We start from the raw sequence: 19052 nt of genomic DNA on the forward strand, positions 1-19052 counted from the left end.
CCAGTGGCTGGGCCTGTTCAGTGCCGCGGGCGGCACCCTGGTCCACGGCGGGCGCCGCATGCCGCTGGCACCGCTGAGCCTGGCCTGGTGCGAGCAGCCGGCGGCCCAGCCCCTGAGCTTCGAAGGGCAGGGCGGAGCCTGGTGGATGAGCTGGAGCGAATGAGGACCGCATGACGGACAAGAGCTTGTGGCGCGGCGCGCGCCTGGCCACACTGGACGGTGCCCAGCCCTGGGGCTGGGTGGAGCAGGGGGCCCTGATCACCGAGGGCGAGCACATCGTCTGGGTGGGCCCGGAATCCGAGCTGCCCGCGGGCCTGACGCCGGCCGCCGAACATGATCTGCGCGGCGCGGTCCTGACGCCGGGCCTGATCGACTGCCACACCCATCTGGTCTATGGCGGCCAGCGTGCGCGCGAGTTCGAGCTGCGCCTGCAGGGCGCCAGCTATGAAGAGATCGCCCGGGCCGGTGGCGGCATCCGTTCCACCGTGGCCGCCACCCGCGAAGCGGATGCCGACCAGCTGCTGCGCCTGGCCCAGCGCCGCCTGGACGCGCTGACCGCCGAGGGCGTGACCACCGTCGAGGTCAAGTCCGGCTATGGCCTGGACCTGGAGAGCGAGGCCCGCTGCCTGCGCACCGCCCGCGCCCTGCAGGGCGCCCAGGTGCGCACCAGCTATCTGGGCGCCCATGCCCTGCCGCCCGAGTTCCAGGGCCGGCAGGATGACTATGTGGAGGCCGTCTGCGCCTGGATGCCCCAGCTGCAGCGCGAGGGCCTGGTGGACGCGGTGGATGCCTTCTGCGAGGGCATAGGCTTCACGCCCGCACAGACCCGGCGTGTGTTCGAGGCGGCCCGGGCCCTGGGCCTGCCGGTCAAGCTGCATGCCGAGCAGCTCTCCGACCAGGGCGGCACCCAGCTGGCCTGCGAGTTCGGGGCTCTGTCCTGCGACCATCTGGAGTACCTGAGCCCCGAGGGCGTGCAGGCCCTGGCCGCCAGTGGCACGGTGGCCACCCTGCTGCCCGGCGCCTACTACTTTCTGCGCGAGACCAAGCTGCCGCCGGTGGCGGCCCTGCGCGCTGCCGCCGTGCCCATCGCCCTCTCCACCGACCACAACCCCGGCACCTCGCCGACCCTGTCCCTGCTGCTGATGCTGAACATGGCCTGCACCCTGTTCCGGCTCACACCCGAGGAGGCCCTGCGCGGCGTGACCCAGCATGCGGCGCGCGCCTTGGGCCTGGCCGACCGTGGCCGCCTGGCGCCGGGCCTGCGCGCCGATTTCTGCGTCTGGGATGTGGAGCATCCCAACGAACTTTCCTACTACTTCGGCCGCAACCCGCTGCTTCAGCGCGTGTGGGGCGGCAAGGTGACTTGAAGATGAGCACTGAATCCGTCTACACCCTGCGCCCCGGCAGCAGCCCCCTGCTGATCAGCATGCCCCATGTGGGCAGCGAGATTCCCGCCGATCAGCAGCCGCGCTACCAGGCGCGCGCCCTGCAGAGCGAAGACACCGACTGGCATCTGGAGCGCCTGTACGGCGAGATCGCCGCCGAGCTGGGCGCCAGCCTGATTGTGCCGCGCTACTCGCGCTATCTGATCGACCTGAACCGCCCGCCGGAAGACACGCCCATGTACCCGGGCGCCTCCAACACCGAGCTCTGCCCCACCCGTTTCTTCAGCGGCGAGCCGCTCTACCTGGAGGGCCAGGCGCCCGACGCGGCCGAGAAGCTGCGCCGCCGCGAAGCCTACTGGCGCCCCTATCACCAGGCCCTGCAGGGCGAGCTGGACCGGCTCAAGGCCCAGCACGGCTACGCCCTGCTCTTCGATGCGCACAGCATCAAGTCCGAGCTGCCCTGGCTCTTCGAGGGCAAGCTCTGGGACCTGAATCTGGGCACGGCCGATGGCCGCAGCTGCGATGCCGCCATCACCCAGAGCCTGGCTGAGGTGCTGGCCGCGCAGAGCGGCTACAGCCAGGTGGTGAACGGCCGCTTCAAGGGCGGCCACATCACCCGCCACTATGGCCGGCCGGCGCTGGGCCAGCATGCGGTGCAGCTGGAGATGTGCTGGAGCTGCTATATGCAGGAAGACGGCAGCTTTGCCTATGACGAGGCCCGCGCCGCGCGGGTGCAGCCCCTGCTCAAGTGCCTGCTGCAGACCCTGCTGGCCTGGAGGCCCGCGGCATGAGCGGCGCCCCGACACAAGCTTTCTGGGCGCCCCAGGCCTGGCTGGATGGGGGCTGGCAGTACCAGGTGCTGATGGAGCTGGACGCACGCGGCCACTGGGCCCGTTTCAGCCCCGGTCAGGCCGCGCCCGCCGGCGCCCGGGTGCTCGAAGGCCCGGTGATCCCCAGCCTGGTCAATGCCCACAGCCATGCCTTCCAGCGCGCCTTTGCCGGCTTGTCCGAGCGGCGCGAGAGCGAGAGCGACGACTTCTGGTCCTGGCGCGAGCGCATGTACGGCGTGGCCCTGCGCATCGCGCCGGCCCAGCTCAAGGCCGTGGCGCGTCAGCTCTATGCCGAGCTGCTGGCCGGCGGCTACACCCAGGTCTGCGAGTTCCACTACCTGCACCATGCCGAGTATGGCAGCGCCTACCCCGGCGACGGCCTGGCCATGAGCTGGGCCCTGGCCGAGGCGGCGCAGGAGGCGGGCATAGGCCTGACCCTGCTGCCCGTGCTCTATGCCCATGCCGGCTTCCAGCAGCCCGCCCTGCGCCCCGACCAACGCCGCTTCGCCACCGATGCCGACTGGGTCTGGCGCGCCTGCCAGCGCATCAATGCCGCGGGCCTGCCCCTGGTGAATGCCGGCGTGGCCCTGCATTCCCTGCGCGCCGCCCATGCGGCCGACATCCAGGTCCTGCAAGGCCTGGTGGGTGAGGCGCCCGTGCCCATCCACATCCATATCAGCGAGCAGCAGGCCGAGGTGCGCGACTGCCTGGCCAGCACCGGCCAGCGGCCCATGGCCCATTTGTGCAGCCAGTTCAGTCCCGACGCGCGCTGGCAGCTGGTCCATGCCACGCACAGCACGGCCGAGGAGATCCAGGCTGTGGCCAATAGCGGCGCTGGCGTGGTGATCTGCCCCGGCACCGAGGCCAATCTGGGCGATGGCTTGTGCGATCTGCCGGGCTGGCTGGCGGCCGAGGTGCCGCTGAGCCTGGGCTCGGACAGCCAGGTCACGCGCGGCTGGGTGGAGGAGCTGCGCTGGCTGGAATACGGCCAGCGCCTGGGCCTGCAGCGGCGCAATGTCGGAGCTGATCCGGCGCATCAGCCGGCCACGGCGGCGCGCCTGTTCCAGCGCATGCTGCAGGGCAGTGCCGCCCCCGCCGGCCTTGACAGCTGGGGCCTGAAGCCCGGGGCGCGGGCCGACTTTCTGGTGCTGGACGCCCAGGCGGACGGCCTGCTGGGCCTGCCCCCCGGCCATCTGCTGGACGGCCTGGTGTTTGCCAGCGCAGGGCGTGCCCTGTCCCAGGTTTGGGTGGCGGGCCGGCAAAGCCTGACCCTGCGTGATAACTCCCCCGCCGCGAATTCCGCTCGGCAGACCTTTGCTGAGGCCATGCAGACGCTGTGGCGGGGTGTCGCGGGCTGACCACCTCACCGGCTAGCGCTCCTGACGCGGCTTGGATATGCTGGACGGCATAACGTCGTTGGAATCGTCAGGAGGCTCATATGTTGGACCTGAGGCGTTTTACGATCAAAGCGCGCCTGTACCTGCTGGCTGGCGTCTCGGCGCTGGCCATAGTGATCATCGGAGGCGATGGCCTGTGGAGCCTGCACAGGGCCCAGGTGAACTTCGAGCACTTTGCCGAAAACGATATGGAGGCGCTCAAGCAGCTCTCCCATGTGCGGGCTGGTGTCGGCAATCTGCGGCGCTACGAGAAGGATCTGCTGATCAACCTGGCGGACGCCAAGCTGGTGGAACGTTACAAGAAGGACTGGGACGGCACCTACGCCAAGGTCGCTGAGGGCCTGCAGGCAATTGCCAAGCTGGACGTGGCAGACGATGTCCGCAAGCGGCCGGAGCAGATGCTGCAGTCTCTGCAGTCCTACAAAAGCGGCTTCGACGGCATTCACCAGCGCATTGCCAAGGGTGAGTTCAGCGATACCGCCACAGCCAATCAGGCCACCGAGCCCATCAAGGGCCCGGTGCGCGAGCTGGACAAGCAGTTGGCCCTGGTGACCGAGCAGATCGACAAGCATGCCGAGGCCGAGGAGGACAGGCTGCGCGCCGAGGAGCGCAGTGCGCGCATCGCCCTGGGCGCAGTCATCGTGATTGGCATCGTCTCAATTCTCAGCTTCACCTGGTTCAACCTGACGTCCATCCTCAGGCCACTTGAAGAAGCTGTGAGCACGGCCGAGCGCATAGCCGGCCAGGACCTCAGCGGGCGGGTGAGGGTGTCCGGCCAGGATGAAACCGCCGCCGTGATGCGTGGCGTTGCGGCCATGCAGGAGTCCCTGGTGAATGTGGTGACCGGCGTCAGGCAGTCGACGGACAGCATCGCCACCGCCTCGCGCGAGGTGGCCATAGGCAGCCAGGATCTGAGTCACCGTACCGAACAGGCGGCTTCCAGCCTGGAGGAGACCGCCTCGGCCATGGAGCAGCTCACGGCCAGCGTGAACCACAACGCCGACTCGGCCCGCCAGGCCAATCAGCTGGCCCAGGATGCGGCCGATGTGGCGCGTCGCGGTGGCGCGGTGGTGGGCGAGGTGGTCAACACCATGGATCGCATCAGCGCCTCGTCAGCCAAGATCAGCGACATCATCGCCGTGATCGACGGCATTGCCTTCCAGACCAATATCCTGGCCCTGAATGCCGCGGTGGAGGCAGCGCGGGCCGGTGAGCAGGGCCGCGGATTTGCCGTCGTGGCCGGCGAGGTGCGGACCCTGGCCCAACGCAGTGCCGAGGCGGCCAAGGAGATCAAGGCTCTGATCACCGCCAGCGGTGAGAACGTGGACAACGGCGCCCAGCTGGTGTACCGGGCCGGCGAGACCATGAAGGAGATCATGGGCGCCATCGAGCGTGTGAGCAGCATCGTCTCCGAGATCAGCCATGCCACGGGCGAGCAGAGCTCGGGCATCAACCAGATCGGTCAGGCCATCTCCAGCCTGGACGAGATGACACAGCAGAACGCCGCGCTCGTCGAGCAGTCGGCGGCCGCCGCCCAGAGCCTGCAGCAGCAGGCCGAGGAGCTGGCGCGCACGGTGTCGGTATTCAAGCTGGCCTGAGGCCGGGGCACAGCCGCCCCGGCTGCGGGTTCAGGCGGGGCTGACGAAGCGCCGCAGCTCCGCCGCCATGCGCTCCAGCGAGGGGCGGTGGATGTACATCATGTGGCCGGCCTCGAAATAGCTCACCTGGATCTGGCCCTGCAGCGGCTCGCGCAGGCCCAGATGGGCCAGGCTGTAGTCGCCCGCGGCATGCGGTGTGGCCAGGTCGAAGTAGCCGCTGGCCACATAGACGCGCATGGCCGGGTTGGCCTGCAGGGCGCGGCGCAGGCTGTCGCCGGCGGCCAGGTATTTGTTCTCGTGGCCTTTCCAGGACCAGGTCTTCCACAGCGGCGCGTGCAGCAGATAGGGCTGGTCGCTGGTCCAGCCCAGCTTGTCGCGCAGCACGCGGTTGATGCCGGCCGCATAGGCGCCCACCAGATTGTTCATGCCGGCGTCCTCCTCGGGATGCTCACCGGCGTCGTCGCGGTCCAGCCCCAGAAAGCGGCTGTCCAGCCGGCCCACGGTCTGGCCGCGCTGGCGCAGCAGCTCCTTGAAGAAGCGGAACTCGGTGGGCCGCAGATCGCAGCGCAGCAGGTACTCGGCCGAGAGCCCGGTGAGCGCCGCCATGCGCTCGGCAATCTTCTTGCGCGCCGCGGCGCTCAGGCGCGAGCCCTGCATCAGGGCCAGCCAGTACTCGCCGTTGGCAAAGTCCTCGGCCTCCTTGATCAGGCGCTTGAGCGGCTTTTTCTGCTGGGCCGGGGCCAGGGCCTGGTGGTACCAGGCGGTCGCGGCGTAAGTGGGCAGGTAGAGCGGGTAGGGCAGCTCGTTGCCGGGGTCGAAGCTCAGGGTCTGGAAGTCCAGGGCCAGCGAGACCAGGACCAGGCCATTGAGATGCACATCGTGCTTTTCCTGCAGATGGCGCGAGAGCCCGGCGGCGCGCGTGGTGCCATAGCTCTCGCCGATCAGGTACTTGGGGCTGGCCCAGCGGTTCCAGCGCGTCAGGTAGAGGCGGATGAACTCGCCCACCGCGTCCAGATCGCGCTGGTAGTCGTGGAACTCGGCCGACTTCTCGCCGGGCTGCATGCGCGAGTGGCCGGTGCCCACCGGGTCGATGAAGACCAGATCGGCCACCGCCAGCAGGCTCAAGGGATTGTCTTCCAGGGCATAGGGCGGCGTGCCGCAATGCCCCATCTCGTCGCAGGCCACGCGCTGCGGGCCCAGCAGACCCAGATGCAGCCAGACGCTGGAGGAGCCCGGCCCGCCGTTGAACACAAAGCACAGCGGGCGCTCGCCCGGTGCGCGGTCCTTGGCGGTGTAGGCAATGAAGAAGACGCTGGCGCGCGTCTTCTCTCCCTGCTGCTTGCCGTCCTCCACCGTCAGCTCGCGCAGGGGCAGGGTGCCGCAGGTGGCCTGATAGTCCAGGGTCTGGCGGCCCAGGGCCAGGCGATGCTCGGTGAGCACCAAGCGCTCCACCGGCGCCTCGCTCGTGGCGGCGGCGTTGTTGTCTTTGCCCTGAGGGCTGGTGCTGGCTTGCGGGTCCTGGTGGCTGCTCATGTGGCGGTCTCCCCTAAAGTGCTGGCATGCACTCTAGCCCCCGTCCGTCCACCGCCGACCTGCTGTTGATCGGCATTGACTTCAGCAGCGCGCCCACCCGGCGCAAACCCATCACCGCCGCTTTCGGGCGCCGCCGGGGCCAGGTCTTGCAGCTGGACCGCCTGGAAGCCCTGCCCAGCCTGGCGGAGTTCGAGGCCTTGCTGGCGCGCCCCGGCCCCTGGTTGGCGGGCTGCGACTTTCCCTTCGGCCTGCCGCGCGAGCTGGTCGAGACCCTGGACTGGCCGCGCGCGGACTGGGCCAGCCTGATCCGGCACTACGCCAGTCTGGACCGCGCCACGATCCGTGCGCAGTTCGCCGCCTTCTGTGCCGCCCGGCCCGCGGGCGCCAAGTTCGCCCACCGCGCCAGCGATGCGCCGGCCGGCGCATCCCCCTCGATGAAATGGGTCAACCCGCCGGTGGCCTATATGCTGCATGCGGGCGCACCCCGCCTGCTGGCCGCCGGCGTGAGCCTGCCGGGGCTGCAGGCCGGCGACCCGGCGCGCGTGGCCCTGGAGGCCTACCCGGGCCTGCTGGCGCGCGAGCTGCTGGGGCGGCGCAGCTACAAGAGCGACGAGCCGGCCAAGCAGGACGAGGCGCGCCTGATCGCCCGCAAGGACCTGGTGGACGCCCTGGAGCAGGGCTGCAGCCGCCTGGGTCTGCGCCTCAAGCTCAGCCATGCCCAGCGCGAGGCCTTGGTGGACGATGCCCGCGGCGATCTGCTGGACGCCGTGCTCTGCCTGCTGCAGGCCGGCTGGGCCGCGGAGCAGCCGGGCTATGGCCTGCCGACGGCGCTCGATCCGGTGGAGGGATGGATCATCAGTGCCTGAATCTCTGGCGGCACCAGCCGCATGACATCATGGCGGCCTGAATCCAATCCAAGACAGTCAATGGAGTGAGCATGCGAGTCGCAGTGATGGGCGCGGGGGCGGTGGGCTGCTACTTTGGCGGCATGCTGGCGCGCGCCGGGCATGAGGTGGTGCTGATCGGGCGGCCGGCCCATGTGGAGGCGGTGCGCCGCCAGGGCCTGCGCCTGCAGACCCGCCAGTTCGACGAGACCCTGCGCCTGGCGGCCAGCACCGAGCCGGCCGCGGCGGCGGGGGCCGAGCTGCTGCTCTTTTGCGTCAAGTCGCCCGATACCGAGGCGGCGGCCCAGGCCCTGCGCCCGCATCTGGCGCCCGGCGCCCTGCTGCTGAGCCTGCAGAACGGGGTGGACAATGCTGAGCGCCTGCGCGAGCTGCTGCCCGAGCAGCGGGTCTCGGCGGCGGTGGTCTATGTGGCCACCGAGATGGCCGGGCCGGGCCATCTGCTGCACCACGGCCGCGGCGAGCTGGTGCTGGAGCCGGTGGCCGAGGCCCTGCTGCCCACGCTGGCCCAGGCCGGCGTGCCGGCCGAGATTTCACCCAATGTGCGCGGCGCGCTGTGGGCCAAGCTCATCCTCAACTGCGCCTACAACGCGCTCTCGGCCCTGGCCCGCCTGCCCTATGGCGAGCTGGTGCAGCGGCCCGGCGTGCCGGCGGTGATGGACGATGTGGTGGCCGAGTGCGTGGCGGTGGTGCGGGCCGAGGGCGTGCAGCTGCCGGCCGATCCGCTGATTGCGGTGCGCGGTCTGGCCCAGACCATGCCGGGCCAGTTCTCCTCCACGGCCCAGGACCTGATGCGCGGCAAGCCTACCGAGATCGACCATCTCAACGGCCATGTGCTGCGCCGCGGCGAGGCGCTGGGCATTCCCACGCCCGCCAACCGGGTGCTGCACACCCTGGTCAAGCTGGCCGAGGCGCGGCCGGCCTGAGGCGGCTGGGGTCGCGTCTTACTTGCGCATCAGGGTGGATTTACCGAAGAGAGATTCGATCAGGTCCACCGCCAGCTCGGCCGTCTTGTTGCGCACGTCCAGGGCCGGGTTGAGTTCCATCACATCCAGGGATGCGAGCAGGCCGGTGTCGGCAATCATTTCCATGCAGAGCTGGGCCTCGCGGTAGGTGGGGCCGCCGGGGATGGTGGTGCCCACGCCGGGGGCAATCTCGGGGTCCAGGAAGTCCACGTCGAAGCTGACGTGCAGATGGGTGTTGGCGTCCAGGGTGGCCAGGGCCAGCTCCATGGTGTGGCGCATGCCCATCTCGTCGATGTAGCGCATGTCGAAGACCTCCAGGTCCTGCTCATGCACAAAGCGCTTCTCGCCCTCGTCCACGCTGCGGATGCCGATCTGGCGTATCCACTTGGGGCTCATGGCTGGCACATGGCCGCCGATCTCGATCAGGGCCTGGGGGCCGAAGCCGCAGAGGCAGGCTACGGGCATGCCGTGGATATTGCCGCTGGGCGTGAGCTGGTTGGTGTTGAAGTCGGCATGGGCGTCCAGCCAGAGCACGCGCAGCTTCTTGCCGGTCTCGCGGCAGTGGCGGGCCACGGCCGAGATGGAGCCCAGGCCCAGGCAGTGGTCGCCACCCAGCAGGATGGGCATGCGGCCCTGTTGCAGCTCGCCATGCACGGCCTCGTGCACGGCGCGGTTCCAGGCCACCACCTCGTCCAGATGGCGGTAGCCGTCCACCGGCGGCAGCCAGGGGTTGGGCGGGCCGCTGAGGTTGCCGCGGTCCAGCACCTCGACGCCGCGTGCCTGCAGGGCCGGGCCCAGGCCGGCCACCCGCAGAGCCTCGGGGCCCATGCTGGCGCCGCGGGCGCCGGCACCCACATCGGTGGGCGCGCCGATCAGGGAGACGGTGCGGGGGGCATGTGGGTGATGGCTGCTGCTGTTCATCGCTGCTTCTTTCCTTGCGGGGTTTCGGCCGGGTCCAGGGCCAGGGTCTGTTCATACTCGCGCTCGAGCAGGGCCCAGGCCTCCTCGGCGCTCTCAACGAAGTGGAAGAGCTTCTCGTCGCCCGGGCTGATCATGCCGGTCTCGATCAGAAGCTCGAAATTGATCAGCCGCGTCCAGAACTCGCGCCCGAACAGCAGGATGGGGCGATGCCGGCACTTGCCCGTCTGGATCAGGGTCATGGTCTCGAAGAGCTCGTCCAGCGTGCCGAATCCGCCCGGGAAGCACACCAGGGCGACCGAGCGCATCAGGAAGTGCATCTTGCGCAGGCCGAAGTAGTGGAACTGGAAGCACAGCTCCGGCGTGATGTAGGGATTGGGGTGCTGCTCATGGGGCAGCACGATGTTCAGGCCTATGCTCTTGCCACCCGCCTCATAGGCGCCGCGGTTGCCGGCTTCCATGATGCCGGGGCCACCGCCCGTGACCACATAGAGCGGCTCGGCACGCCGGGTCGAGGCCTCGGTCACCAGGCGCGCGAAGCGGCGCGCCTCTTCGTAGTAGCGGCTCATGCTCAGGCCCACCTCGGCACGCTTGAGCGCGTGCGGGTCGCCGGCGGCCTTGGCCTGGGCCACGGCGGCCTTGGCGGCATGCTCGGAGAGGATGCGTGCGCTGCCGAAGATCACCACCGTGGCCTTGATGTCCTGCTCCTGTTGCACCAACTCGGGCTTGAGCAGCTCCAGCTGCATGCGCACCGGACGGAGTTCCTCGCGCAGCAGGAAGTCGTTGTCGGTGAAGGCCAGCTTGTAGGCGCTTTCGGGCCCGTCGTAGCGCGGCTCTGGCACCACATGGGCCTGAACCTCGGCGGACTCCTTGGCGCTGGGGAAGTTGCGGGTCAGAGGCTGTTGACGCTTGAACATGATCTTGCTTGGCGCACGGGGCGCCTCATCGGACGGGCCCTCAAGCCCCGGGGCGCAGCATACTGGGCGCTGCGAACAATTTTGTTGCGTAGTTTCTTGTTAATTAAGAAATTAATTCTGAGAACACCGGCTTGCGTGCTTTGCAAACGGGGCAGGCCGGGTCTTTGTGAACGATGATTTCGCTCCATTCCATGCTTCGGGCCTCCAGCATCTGCAGCCGCCCACCGAGCCCGGGCAGGCCCAGCAGCAGCTTGAGGGCTTCAGCGGCCTGCAGGCTGCCGATGATGCCCACCAGGGGGGCAAACACGCCCATGGTGGCGCAACGCTGTTCTTCGGGGCGCGCGTCGGGGGGGAAGAGGCAGGCATAGCAGGGCGCTTGGGCGCCGCGCAGGTCGTAGACGCTGATTTGCGCATCAAAACCCAGGGCCGCGCCCGAGACCAAGGGGCGAGACTGCTGCACGCAGGCTTGGTTGACGGCTTGGCGGGTGGGGAAGTTGTCGCTGCAGTCCAGCACCACATCGGCCTGGGCCACCAGCTCGGCCAACAGGCTCGCGTCGGCGCGCTGCGCCACGGTCCGTACCCGCAGCTCGGGGTTGAGCGCAGCGATGGCCCGGGCCGCAGACTCCACCTTGGGCTGCCCCACGCGTTCCAGGCTGTGGGCGATCTGGCGTTGCAGATTGGTCAGGTCCACCGTGTCGTGGTCCACCAGGGTGATCTGCCCCACCCCGGCCGTGGCCAGATAGAGCGCGGCCGGGGAGCCCAGGCCGCCGGCGCCGATGATGAGGGCGTGGCTGTCCAGCAGCTTTTGCTGGCCCTCGATCCCGATCTCGTCCAGCATGATGTGTCGGGAGTAGCGCAGCAACTGTTCGTCATTCATGGGGCAAGCATAGCGCCGCGCGGCGGCTCCAGCGGCCGTCCGCAAAGACAATGGCCCGCTCGGGGCGGGCCATTGACGGGGGCAGGGGACAGATGCCCTGTTGGCCTGGGCGATTTACTCGACCTTGGCCTCGGCCTTGCGCTCGGTCGCGGTCTTGGAGGCCAGGACCGGACGGCCCTTGAGCTGGTTGAGTGCCTGCTGCAACTGGAAGTCCTCGGCCGAGCCGAACTCGGGCAGGGGCTTGGGCGGCTCGTTCTTCTTGGCGAATTCGGCCTCCAGCTTCTGACGGGCTTCCTCGCGGGCCTTCTCCCGGGCCTCGTCCTTTTCCTCGGGGCCGTTGTTCAGATGCTTCTCGAGGTCGGCCTCACGCATGCGCAGGGCGGCGAAGACATTGCCCTCGGCGGTCTCGTCCAGCATCACATCGGGCACGATGCCCTTGGCCTGGATGGAGCGGCCGGCCGGGGTGTAGTAGCGTGCCGTGGTGATCTTGAGCGCCGTCTCGGGGCTGAGCTGGCGCACGGTCTGCACCGAGCCCTTGCCGAAGGTCTGGGCGCCCATGATGATGGCGCGCTTGTGATCCTGCAGCGCGCCCGCCACGATTTCGCTGGCCGAGGCCGAGCCCTCGTTGACCAGCACCACCAGGGGCACGGTCTTGAGCGCCACCGGCAGCCTCTTGAGCGGGTCCACACCACCGCGGCGCAGATAGAAGTCGGGGCTGGCCTTGAAGCTGGCCTTGGAGTCGGGGATCTGACCGTTGGTGGACACCACCTCGACGTCGCGCGGCAGGAAGGCGGCCGAGATGGCCACCGAGGCCTCCAGCAGGCCGCCCGGGTCGTTGCGCAGATCCAGCACCAGGCCCTTAAGATGAGGCTCCTGCTTGTAGATCTCTTCGAGCTTCTTGACGAAGTCGTCAACCGTACGGTCCTGGAACTGGCTTACGCGCAGCCAGGCGTAGCCGGGCTCCACCACCTTGGCGCGCACGCTCTGCACCCGGATTTCCTCGCGGGTGATGGTGACCGGGAAGCTGCGGTTCTCGGCCTTGCGGAAGATCATCAGCGTGACCTTGGTATTGGGCTCGCCGCGCATGCGCTTGACGGCTTGATCCAGGCTCAGGCCCTTGACGCCGGTGTCGTCGATGCGGCTGATCAGGTCGCCGCTCTTGAGGCCGGCGCGGAAGGCGGGGCTGCCCTCGATGGGCGAGACGATCTTGACCAGGCCGTCTTCCATGCCGATCTCGATGCCCACGCCCACGAATTTGCCGCTGGTGCCTTCGCGGAACTCCTTGAAGCTCTTCTTGTCAAAGAACTGGGAGTGCGGGTCCAGGCCGGAAACCATGCCGGCGATGGCGTCATTGATGAGCTTTTTCTCGTCGACCGGCTCCACATAGTCGGACTTGACCATGCCGAACACGGCAGCGAGTTGCTGCAGTTCCTCCAAAGGCAGCGGCGACAGGCTGCTGCGCGCATTGGCCTGCAGCTGCATCGTGGTCATCGCGCCTGCAAGGGCGCCCAACGCCACCCAGCCTGCAACTTTAAGTTTGGCACCCATGATGCGAGTGTTCCTATCGGTGATGTACAGCCATTCCCGGTCTTGCCCCGCGGGGCGCAGGGGCTATCAACCTGGCTCGAAGTATAGGCGTGCGCCTGTGCTCAAGCCTTGGTGGAGGCCCCCATTTGACGGGCTAATTCGCCGCATTCAAGCGGACTTTGCGTCCCTTTACACGGATGGGGGCTTGTCCGGATGCCTCAGGGCTCGGCTGTCTGGGTTTCGGGGCGCCTGAAAGTCACCACATGGTCCACGTGGGCGCGTATGCCTATCCATTCGCCCACATGGTGGTCATGGTGCGAGGGCACGTGGGCGACCAGACGCTCGCCGCTGACCAGGCGCAGGGTGTAGAGGAACTCGGCGCCGCGGAAGATCTTGCGCTCGATCTGCGCTTTCACCGGGGCATCATCGTCATGCACGATGTCATCGGCCCGCAGCAGCACCTCGCATTCGCCGTCCGGGTAGGCCTCGGGCAGGGGACATTCCCCGGCCTCGCTGAGCTCGCCCAGCGGGGTCTGCACCACGGGGCCGCCTGGCCCCTGGACCACCTTGGCCGGTGCAAACACCCCGTGACCGATGAAGTCCGCCACGAAGCGGGTGGCCGGGCGGTGATAGACGGCGTAGGACTCGTCCCATTGCTCCAGCCGGCCCTGGTGCATCACGCCCACCCGGTCGCCCAGGGCAAAGGCCTCGGCCTGGTCGTGCGTGACGAAGAGGGCGGTGGTGCCGCTTTCCTGCAGGATGCCGCGCAGCTCCTGCGAGAGATGCTCGCGCAGGTCCACGTCCAGGCTGGAGAAGGGCTCGTCCAGCAGCAGCAGCCGCGGTGCGGGCGCCAGGGCGCGGGCCAGGGCCACGCGCTGCTGTTGACCGCCCGAGAGCTGGTGCGGCGCGCGCTTGGCGGCATGGGCCAGGCCCACCAGATCCAGCACCTGATGAATCCGCTCCTGCCGCTCGCCGCGACTCAGATGGCGCAGACCGAAGCCGATATTGTCGGCCACCGAGAGGTGAGGGAAGAGGGCGTAGTCCTGAAAGACCATGCCCACCCGGCGCGCCTCGGGCGGGGTGTGCAGATCGCTGGCCGCATCGGCCAGGAGTTCGCCATCAATGCTGATCCGGCCGCTGGACAGGCGCTCCAGCCCGGCAATGCTGCGCAGCAGCGAGGTCTTGCCGCAGCCCGAGGGACCGATCAGCACCCCGATCTGGCCGCGGGCCAAGCCGAAGGAAACACCGTCCACCGCCCGACGGCCCGTGGCCGCGCCCGGGTAGTACAGGCCGACCTGCTCAAGTGCAAGAAACATGGGGGCCTATGATACCGGGCTTGCCGAGGCGGCCGAATGCGCCTCGTTCTCATTTGATTTGATATTTCTCAAGCCGCCCCGCCGGGCGGCAGCCCGCATGCTGCGCCTCGTCACCCTGTTCTGTCTGCTGCTGACCGTGCCCGTGCTGGGCATTCTGGGCTCCTGGCTGGCCCTGGACGCCCAGGCCCTGGACATCCTGAACCACCAGCTGCAGACCGTGCTGCCCGAGTACGCTTGGTCTTCGCTGCTGCTGTCGGTGAGCGTGGCCCTGGGCGTGGCCCTGGTGGGTGGGGCCACGGCCGCGGCGGTGAGCCTGTTTGACTTCCCGGGCCGGCGCTTCTTCGAGTGGGGCCTGCTGCTGCCCATGGCCATGCCGGCCTATGTGGCGGCCTATGCCTATACCGATGCCCTGCAGTTCAGCGGTCCGCTGCAAACCTGGCTGCGGGCGATCAGTGGCGCCCAGGGGGCGCTGTGGCCCGATGTGCGCAGCCTGCCCGGCGCCATCGTGCTCTTCGTGCTCTGCCTGTACCCCTATGTCTATCTGCTGGCCCGCACCGCGCTCACCGAGCGCGGCGTCGCCCTGATGGAGGCCGCACGCATGCTGGGCGCGGGCACGCTGCGCCGGGTGCGCGAAGTGGCCCTGCCGCTGGCGCGGCCGGCCCTGGCCGCCGGCATCGCCCTGGCCCTGATGGAGACCCTGGCCGACTACGGCGTGGGTGCCTATTTCGGGCTCACCACCCTGACCACCGGCATCTACAAGGCCTGGCTGGTCATGAACGACAAGATCGCGGCGGCCCAGCTGGCCTCGGTGCTCTTGCTGGCGGTGGCGTTCTTGCTGTGGCTGGAGCGGCGGGCCCAGGCGCGGCTGCGCTTTGCCAGCAGCCGCAGCGGCGCCCTGAATGCGGCCGAGGCACGCCCCCTGCGTCTGCAGGGCTGGCCGGCCCTGGGCGCCTGGCTGCTGTGCGCGCTGCCCATCCTGCTGGGCTTTGTGCTGCCGGTGCTGGTGCTGCTGCGCCTGATGTGGCAGGAGGCGCAGTACAACGAGCTGGGTCTGCCGCTGGAGCGCTTTGTGCAGTGGAGCCTGGTGAGCCTCAAGCTGGCCGGGCTGGCGGCGGTGCTCACGGTGGCTCTGGCCCTGGTGCTGGCCTGGCTGGCGCGGGTGCGCGGCGCCGGGCGCGACCCGCTGCTGCAGGCCTCCTCGCGCATCGTGTCTCTGGGCTATGCCGTGCCGGGCGCGGTGATCGCCATCGGCATCCTGCTGCCCCTGGGCTGGATGCAGCAGCACTGGCCGGCTCTGGGCTTGCCGGCGCTCATGACCGGCACCGCCCTGGGGCTGCTCTATGCCTATATGGTGCGCTTCTCGGGCGTGGCCCTGCAGTCCCTGGAGGCCGGCTACGCCCGCATCTCGCCCACCATGGACGAGACCGCCCGCATGCTGGGCGCCTCGCGCCGCCGCCTGTTCCTGGAGGTGCATGCGCCGCTGCTGGCGCGCTCGGCCCTGGCCGCGGCCCTGCTGGTCTTTGTGGACGTGATGAAGGAGCTGCCCGCCACCCTGGTGCTGCGCCCCTTCAACAGCGACACCCTGGCCGTGGTGGCCTACCAGCTGGCCCGCGACGAGCGCCTGGGCGAGGCCGCCTTGCCCTCCCTGGCCATCGTGCTGGTGGGGCTGATCCCGGTGATCCTGCTCTCGCGGGCGATGCGGCGGGGTTGAGGCTTTCGCAACGCCCGGCAGCGTGGCTGTGTTGCTGGTCCCTCCGACAGGAATCGAACCTGTATTTGCCGCTTAGGAGGCGGCCGTTCTATCCATTGAACTACGGAGAGGACTGGCCTCGGTGAGCCGAGGCGGCGCGGATTGTCGCATGAGTGGGAGAGCGTTCTGCGCTGGGCCTGCGTGGGCACGCGCAGCGCCTAGGGGGCTCATCAATTCCACTTCCATTGCCAGATGAGGTCCAGGGCGTTCTCTTCGCCGGCCTGGGCGCGCAGGGTGAAGCGCTGGGCCAGGCGGTAGATCAGCTGCCAGCTGCCGGCGGTGGCGTTGAGGCTGCGCTCGTAGCCCAGATACCAGCGACGCGAGAGCTGCTTGCCCAGGCGCACCACGGTGCCGCGGGCATCGCTGTCTTCCTGGCCCAGGGAGAACTCGTCCAGGCCCAGATTGCGGATGAGCTTGCCCGAAATGCTCTCGCCCTCGCCGCTGATCAGGGCCAGGGCGGCGCGCTGCAGCAGGGCGGTGTCGGTGCGGCCCAGATTCTCGGGGGCGCGTCCCAGCAGCAGCCAGGACAGCTTTTCGGTATCGCTCTTGTCGGGATCGGAGAAGAGCTTGATGCGCGGGTCCATGGCCGTGCCAGTCACCGTGACGCCCACGCGCAGCTCGGTGTTGGGCCGCACGGCCAGCACATCGATGCGCGGGTTGTTGACCACCCCGGCAAAGCTCACCTCGCCCTTCTCGATCTCCAGCTTCTGGCCGTAGGCGTCGTAGGTGCCGCCGAAGGTGCGCAGCGTGCCATGCAGCTGCGGCCCCTGGCCCTGGTGCAGCAGCCGCAGCTCGCCGCGCAGCCGGGTGTCCACGCCATGGCCGCGCAGGCGCAGCTGGCGCCCCAGGTCCAGGGCCAGCTGCACATCGATCTTGGGCGGCGCGGCGCTGCCGCTCTCGCGGCGTGGGCGCACGCTCTGCTCGGCCAGCGGATCGGCGCGGCGCAGCACCTGCACATCGGCATCCAGGCTGGGCGCATTGCCGCGCGAGATATCGATCAGGCCCTCGTCCACGCCCACCTGGCCCTTGAAGCTCAGGCTGCGCTCACCGGCTTGCAGGCGCGCCTGGCCGCTGGCGACCAGGCGGCGGTCCACCCGGCTGAGCAGGGCGAACTTGTCGGCCTGCAGATTGATGTCCAGCTGCGGCTTGTCGCCCAGATCGGCCCGGCCCTGGGCGCTGAGCGTGCCCTCGCCGCCGCGCATGCTGAAGCGCTGCAAGGTGGCGCTGGGGCCTTCGAGGGCCAGGTCCAGCTCGCCGTCCCGGGCGTCCACGCCCAGCAGGGGGTTGCGCAGCTGCAGGCCGGCCGCACGGGCGCTGCCCAGTACCTCGGGCGCGCCCACCCGTCCGGCCAGGCGCAGGGCGGCGTTGAAGGTGCCGCCCAGGCGCCAGCCCGCCGGCACCCAGGCGCCCCAGGTGCCCAGGTTGGCCACGTCCAGCTGCAGCACACCCTCCAGCGGGTCCTGTGGCCCCGGCCCCAGGGCTCGCGGCGAGGTGCGGCTGCTCAGGGCGCCGGCGAGCACGCCCAGATTGCTGCCCGCCAGGCCCTGGGCCAGATGCCAGACCCCGTCGCGGGCCTGCAGGCTGAGGTGCAGATCGCTCAGGCCCAGCGCCTGGGTGATGCGGCCCTCGGTCACGCTGAGATCACCGCCCGCGCGCGTCAGGGCGATGTCTACCTCGACCTGCGGGGCGCTGCGCACGCGCGCCCGGCCGCCCACCACCAGCTCCCCGCCCCAGCCAAAGTCGGGCTGCCAGCGCGCCAGCAGCGGCGCGACCTTGAGAGGCTCCAGCACCAGATCCAGGGCCAGCCGGGGGTGGACGTCGCCGGGACGGGGGGCCTGCCAGCGCAGCTCGCTCCAGCTGAGCTGTGCGCCCGCAAGCTCCAGACGCCCGGGTTTGGCCTCGGCGGCCAGGGGGCGTCCGTCCGACGCTATGCTCAGGGCCAGGCCCAGTTCGCGCAGGCGCAGCCAGTCGGGCTGATCCGTGCGTTGCGACAGGGCTTGCAGCCGCAGCTGCTCCAGCTGGCCCTGCCAGGCCAGCGGCTGGCGGCTGCGGACCAGAGCCTGCCAGGGCGAGTCGCCAAACTGCCCGTTCAGCTGGCCGTTCAGCTGCGCGGCCAGGGTGTCGCCGTCGGCCAGGCTTTGAGCCCAGCCCGGGGTGGCGATCTGACCCTGGGCCTGCCATTGCAGGCGGTGTCGGGCCCAACTGCCCTGCAGGTCCAGGCGGGCGCTGGAGAGCTGGGTTGGCCCCAGACTGAGCTGGCCGAGCTGACCCTCGGCGCGCAGGGGCGCGTCGGCCCGGCTGTCGGCATTCCAGCTCAGCTGGCCCGTCCCCAGTGTCAGGTTCTGTCCGGCCAGGGCCGGCAGACCGAGCAGCTTGAGGGCCTGGACATCCACGCGGCCGCTGCTTTGCAAGGCGCCACCGCCCTGCTGAGCCAGTTCCACCAGCGCCCGCGCACTGCCGCCCAGCTGGGGCCGCCCCCCCGCCAGCACCAGCAGCGGCGTCAGGGTGGCCAGGCGCGGGGCATCCAGGTCCAGCCGGCCCAGGGGCATGGATCCGCCCAGACCTTGGGCCTGGAGCTGCAGGCGGTTTTCGCCTGCCCGCAGCTCCGCACGCAGGCCGGGCTGGGATGTGGCCAGCGCTTCATATCGCAGCCCCCCCTCCAAGGCCAGGCCGGCCACGGTGCTGGGGGCAAGCTTGAGTTCGAGCTGACCCTGGGGCCAGTTGACGTGCCCCTGGCCTTGCAGCTGGGCGTTGAGGCTGGCCTCCAGGCTGTGTGTGCCCTGCGCCCAGGCGGAGCGCGGTGGGCCGCTCCAGAGCAGACGCGGGTCGAAGCTGTGGGCGGCGGCCTGCAGGCTGGCGCTCCAGCGCCCGTCCCGGCCGGGTGTGTAGCGGCCCTGCAGCAAGAGCTCCGAGCTTCCGGACTGCAGGCGCAGCTGGTCCAGCTCCAGCACCTGCTGGGCATGGCGGGCCTACCCCTGCGGCTGAGCTCGCGCCTGAACGGTCAGTTCATGCCGGAGGCCGCGGCCCCACGCCCCTTGCAGCTGGAGCTGCAGGCCCGCCATGCCCAGCAGGTGCTGGAGCTGGACCAGCTGCGCCTGCAGTCCGGAAGCTCGGAGCTCTTGCTGCAGGGCCGCTAC

14 protein-coding genes and 1 tRNA gene are annotated in these 19052 nt (G+C 69.5%); 7 read left to right on the forward strand and 8 right to left on the reverse strand.

The features are described 5' to 3' along the window. Window positions 1-170: 170 nt before the first annotated feature. The 4 genes from hutI to ACK5F2_RS11095 all read left to right on the forward strand — a co-directional run bounded on the left by hutI (window position 171) and on the right by ACK5F2_RS11095 (window position 5210). A complete protein-coding gene (gene hutI, locus ACK5F2_RS11080) occupies window positions 171-1367 on the forward strand; it encodes an imidazolonepropionase (protein ID WP_409864660.1) in 1197 nt (398 codons plus the stop codon). A gap of 2 nt (window positions 1368-1369) precedes the next feature. Further along, on the forward strand, window positions 1370-2176 hold the full coding sequence (hutG, locus tag ACK5F2_RS11085; protein WP_409864661.1) for an N-formylglutamate deformylase: 807 nt from the start codon (window positions 1370-1372) through the stop codon (window positions 2174-2176). After that, window positions 2173-3573, forward strand: a complete 1401-nt coding sequence (gene hutF, locus ACK5F2_RS11090) for a formimidoylglutamate deiminase (protein WP_409864662.1) — start codon at window positions 2173-2175, stop codon at window positions 3571-3573. The genes hutG and hutF overlap by 4 nt, the downstream gene beginning before the upstream one ends. Before the next feature lie 80 nt (window positions 3574-3653). After that, window positions 3654-5210 (forward strand): methyl-accepting chemotaxis protein, encoded by a 1557-nt coding sequence (locus ACK5F2_RS11095; RefSeq protein WP_409864664.1) that lies wholly within the window; start codon window positions 3654-3656, stop codon window positions 5208-5210. 30 nt (window positions 5211-5240) lie between these two features. Here the strand turns inward: ACK5F2_RS11095 and ACK5F2_RS11100 are convergent, their stop codons facing one another. Then, entirely contained in the window at window positions 5241-6743 is a 1503-nt protein-coding gene (locus ACK5F2_RS11100) for a S10 family peptidase (RefSeq protein ID WP_409864665.1), read from the reverse strand. Between the two features lie 26 nt (window positions 6744-6769). Here ACK5F2_RS11100 and ACK5F2_RS11105 point away from each other — a divergent pair, with 26 nt between their 5' ends. Continuing rightward, complete coding sequence (locus ACK5F2_RS11105) at window positions 6770-7609, forward strand: DUF429 domain-containing protein (protein WP_409864666.1); 840 nt, start codon at window positions 6770-6772, stop codon at window positions 7607-7609. A 71-nt stretch (window positions 7610-7680) separates the two neighbouring features. Further along, entirely contained in the window at window positions 7681-8571 is an 891-nt protein-coding gene (locus ACK5F2_RS11110; protein ID WP_409864668.1) for a ketopantoate reductase family protein, read from the forward strand. Window positions 8572-8589: 18 nt separating this feature from the next. Here ACK5F2_RS11110 and rocF read toward each other — a convergent pair whose 3' ends face one another. From rocF to ACK5F2_RS11135, 5 genes are all read right to left on the reverse strand, one after another. Further along, a complete protein-coding gene (gene rocF / locus ACK5F2_RS11115; RefSeq protein ID WP_409864669.1) occupies window positions 8590-9531 on the reverse strand; it encodes an arginase in 942 nt (313 codons plus the stop codon). After that, entirely contained in the window at window positions 9528-10445 is a 918-nt protein-coding gene (locus ACK5F2_RS11120; RefSeq protein WP_409864670.1) for a TIGR00730 family Rossman fold protein, read from the reverse strand. Before ACK5F2_RS11120 ends, rocF begins: the two co-directional genes overlap by 4 nt. Before the next feature lie 103 nt (window positions 10446-10548). After that, window positions 10549-11322 carry a HesA/MoeB/ThiF family protein gene (locus ACK5F2_RS11125; protein ID WP_409864671.1) on the reverse strand — a complete coding sequence of 258 codons (774 nt, stop codon included), beginning with the start codon at window positions 11320-11322 and terminating at the stop codon, window positions 10549-10551. 114 nt (window positions 11323-11436) lie between these two features. Further along, window positions 11437-12870 carry a S41 family peptidase gene (locus tag ACK5F2_RS11130; RefSeq protein ID WP_409864672.1) on the reverse strand — a complete coding sequence of 478 codons (1434 nt, stop codon included), beginning with the start codon at window positions 12868-12870 and terminating at the stop codon, window positions 11437-11439. Window positions 12871-13067: 197 nt separating this feature from the next. Beyond that, window positions 13068-14165, reverse strand: a complete 1098-nt coding sequence (locus ACK5F2_RS11135; protein WP_409864674.1) for an ABC transporter ATP-binding protein — start codon at window positions 14163-14165, stop codon at window positions 13068-13070. Window positions 14166-14262: 97 nt separating this feature from the next. Between ACK5F2_RS11135 and ACK5F2_RS11140 the strand changes: the two genes are divergently transcribed. Beyond that, a complete protein-coding gene (locus tag ACK5F2_RS11140) occupies window positions 14263-15876 on the forward strand; it encodes an ABC transporter permease (protein WP_409864675.1) in 1614 nt (537 codons plus the stop codon). Window positions 15877-15911: 35 nt separating this feature from the next. Here the strand turns inward: ACK5F2_RS11140 and ACK5F2_RS11145 are convergent. Continuing rightward, window positions 15912-15986 (reverse strand) — tRNA-Arg (locus tag ACK5F2_RS11145). Window positions 15987-16085: 99 nt separating this feature from the next. Further along, window positions 16086-18866 carry a translocation/assembly module TamB domain-containing protein gene (locus ACK5F2_RS11150; RefSeq protein WP_409864676.1) on the reverse strand — a complete coding sequence of 927 codons (2781 nt, stop codon included), beginning with the start codon at window positions 18864-18866 and terminating at the stop codon, window positions 16086-16088. Window positions 18867-19052: the final 186 nt, after the last annotated feature.

The organism is Roseateles sp. (assembly GCF_046300915.1).
Classification (GTDB): Bacteria; Pseudomonadota; Gammaproteobacteria; order Burkholderiales; family Burkholderiaceae_C; genus Kinneretia.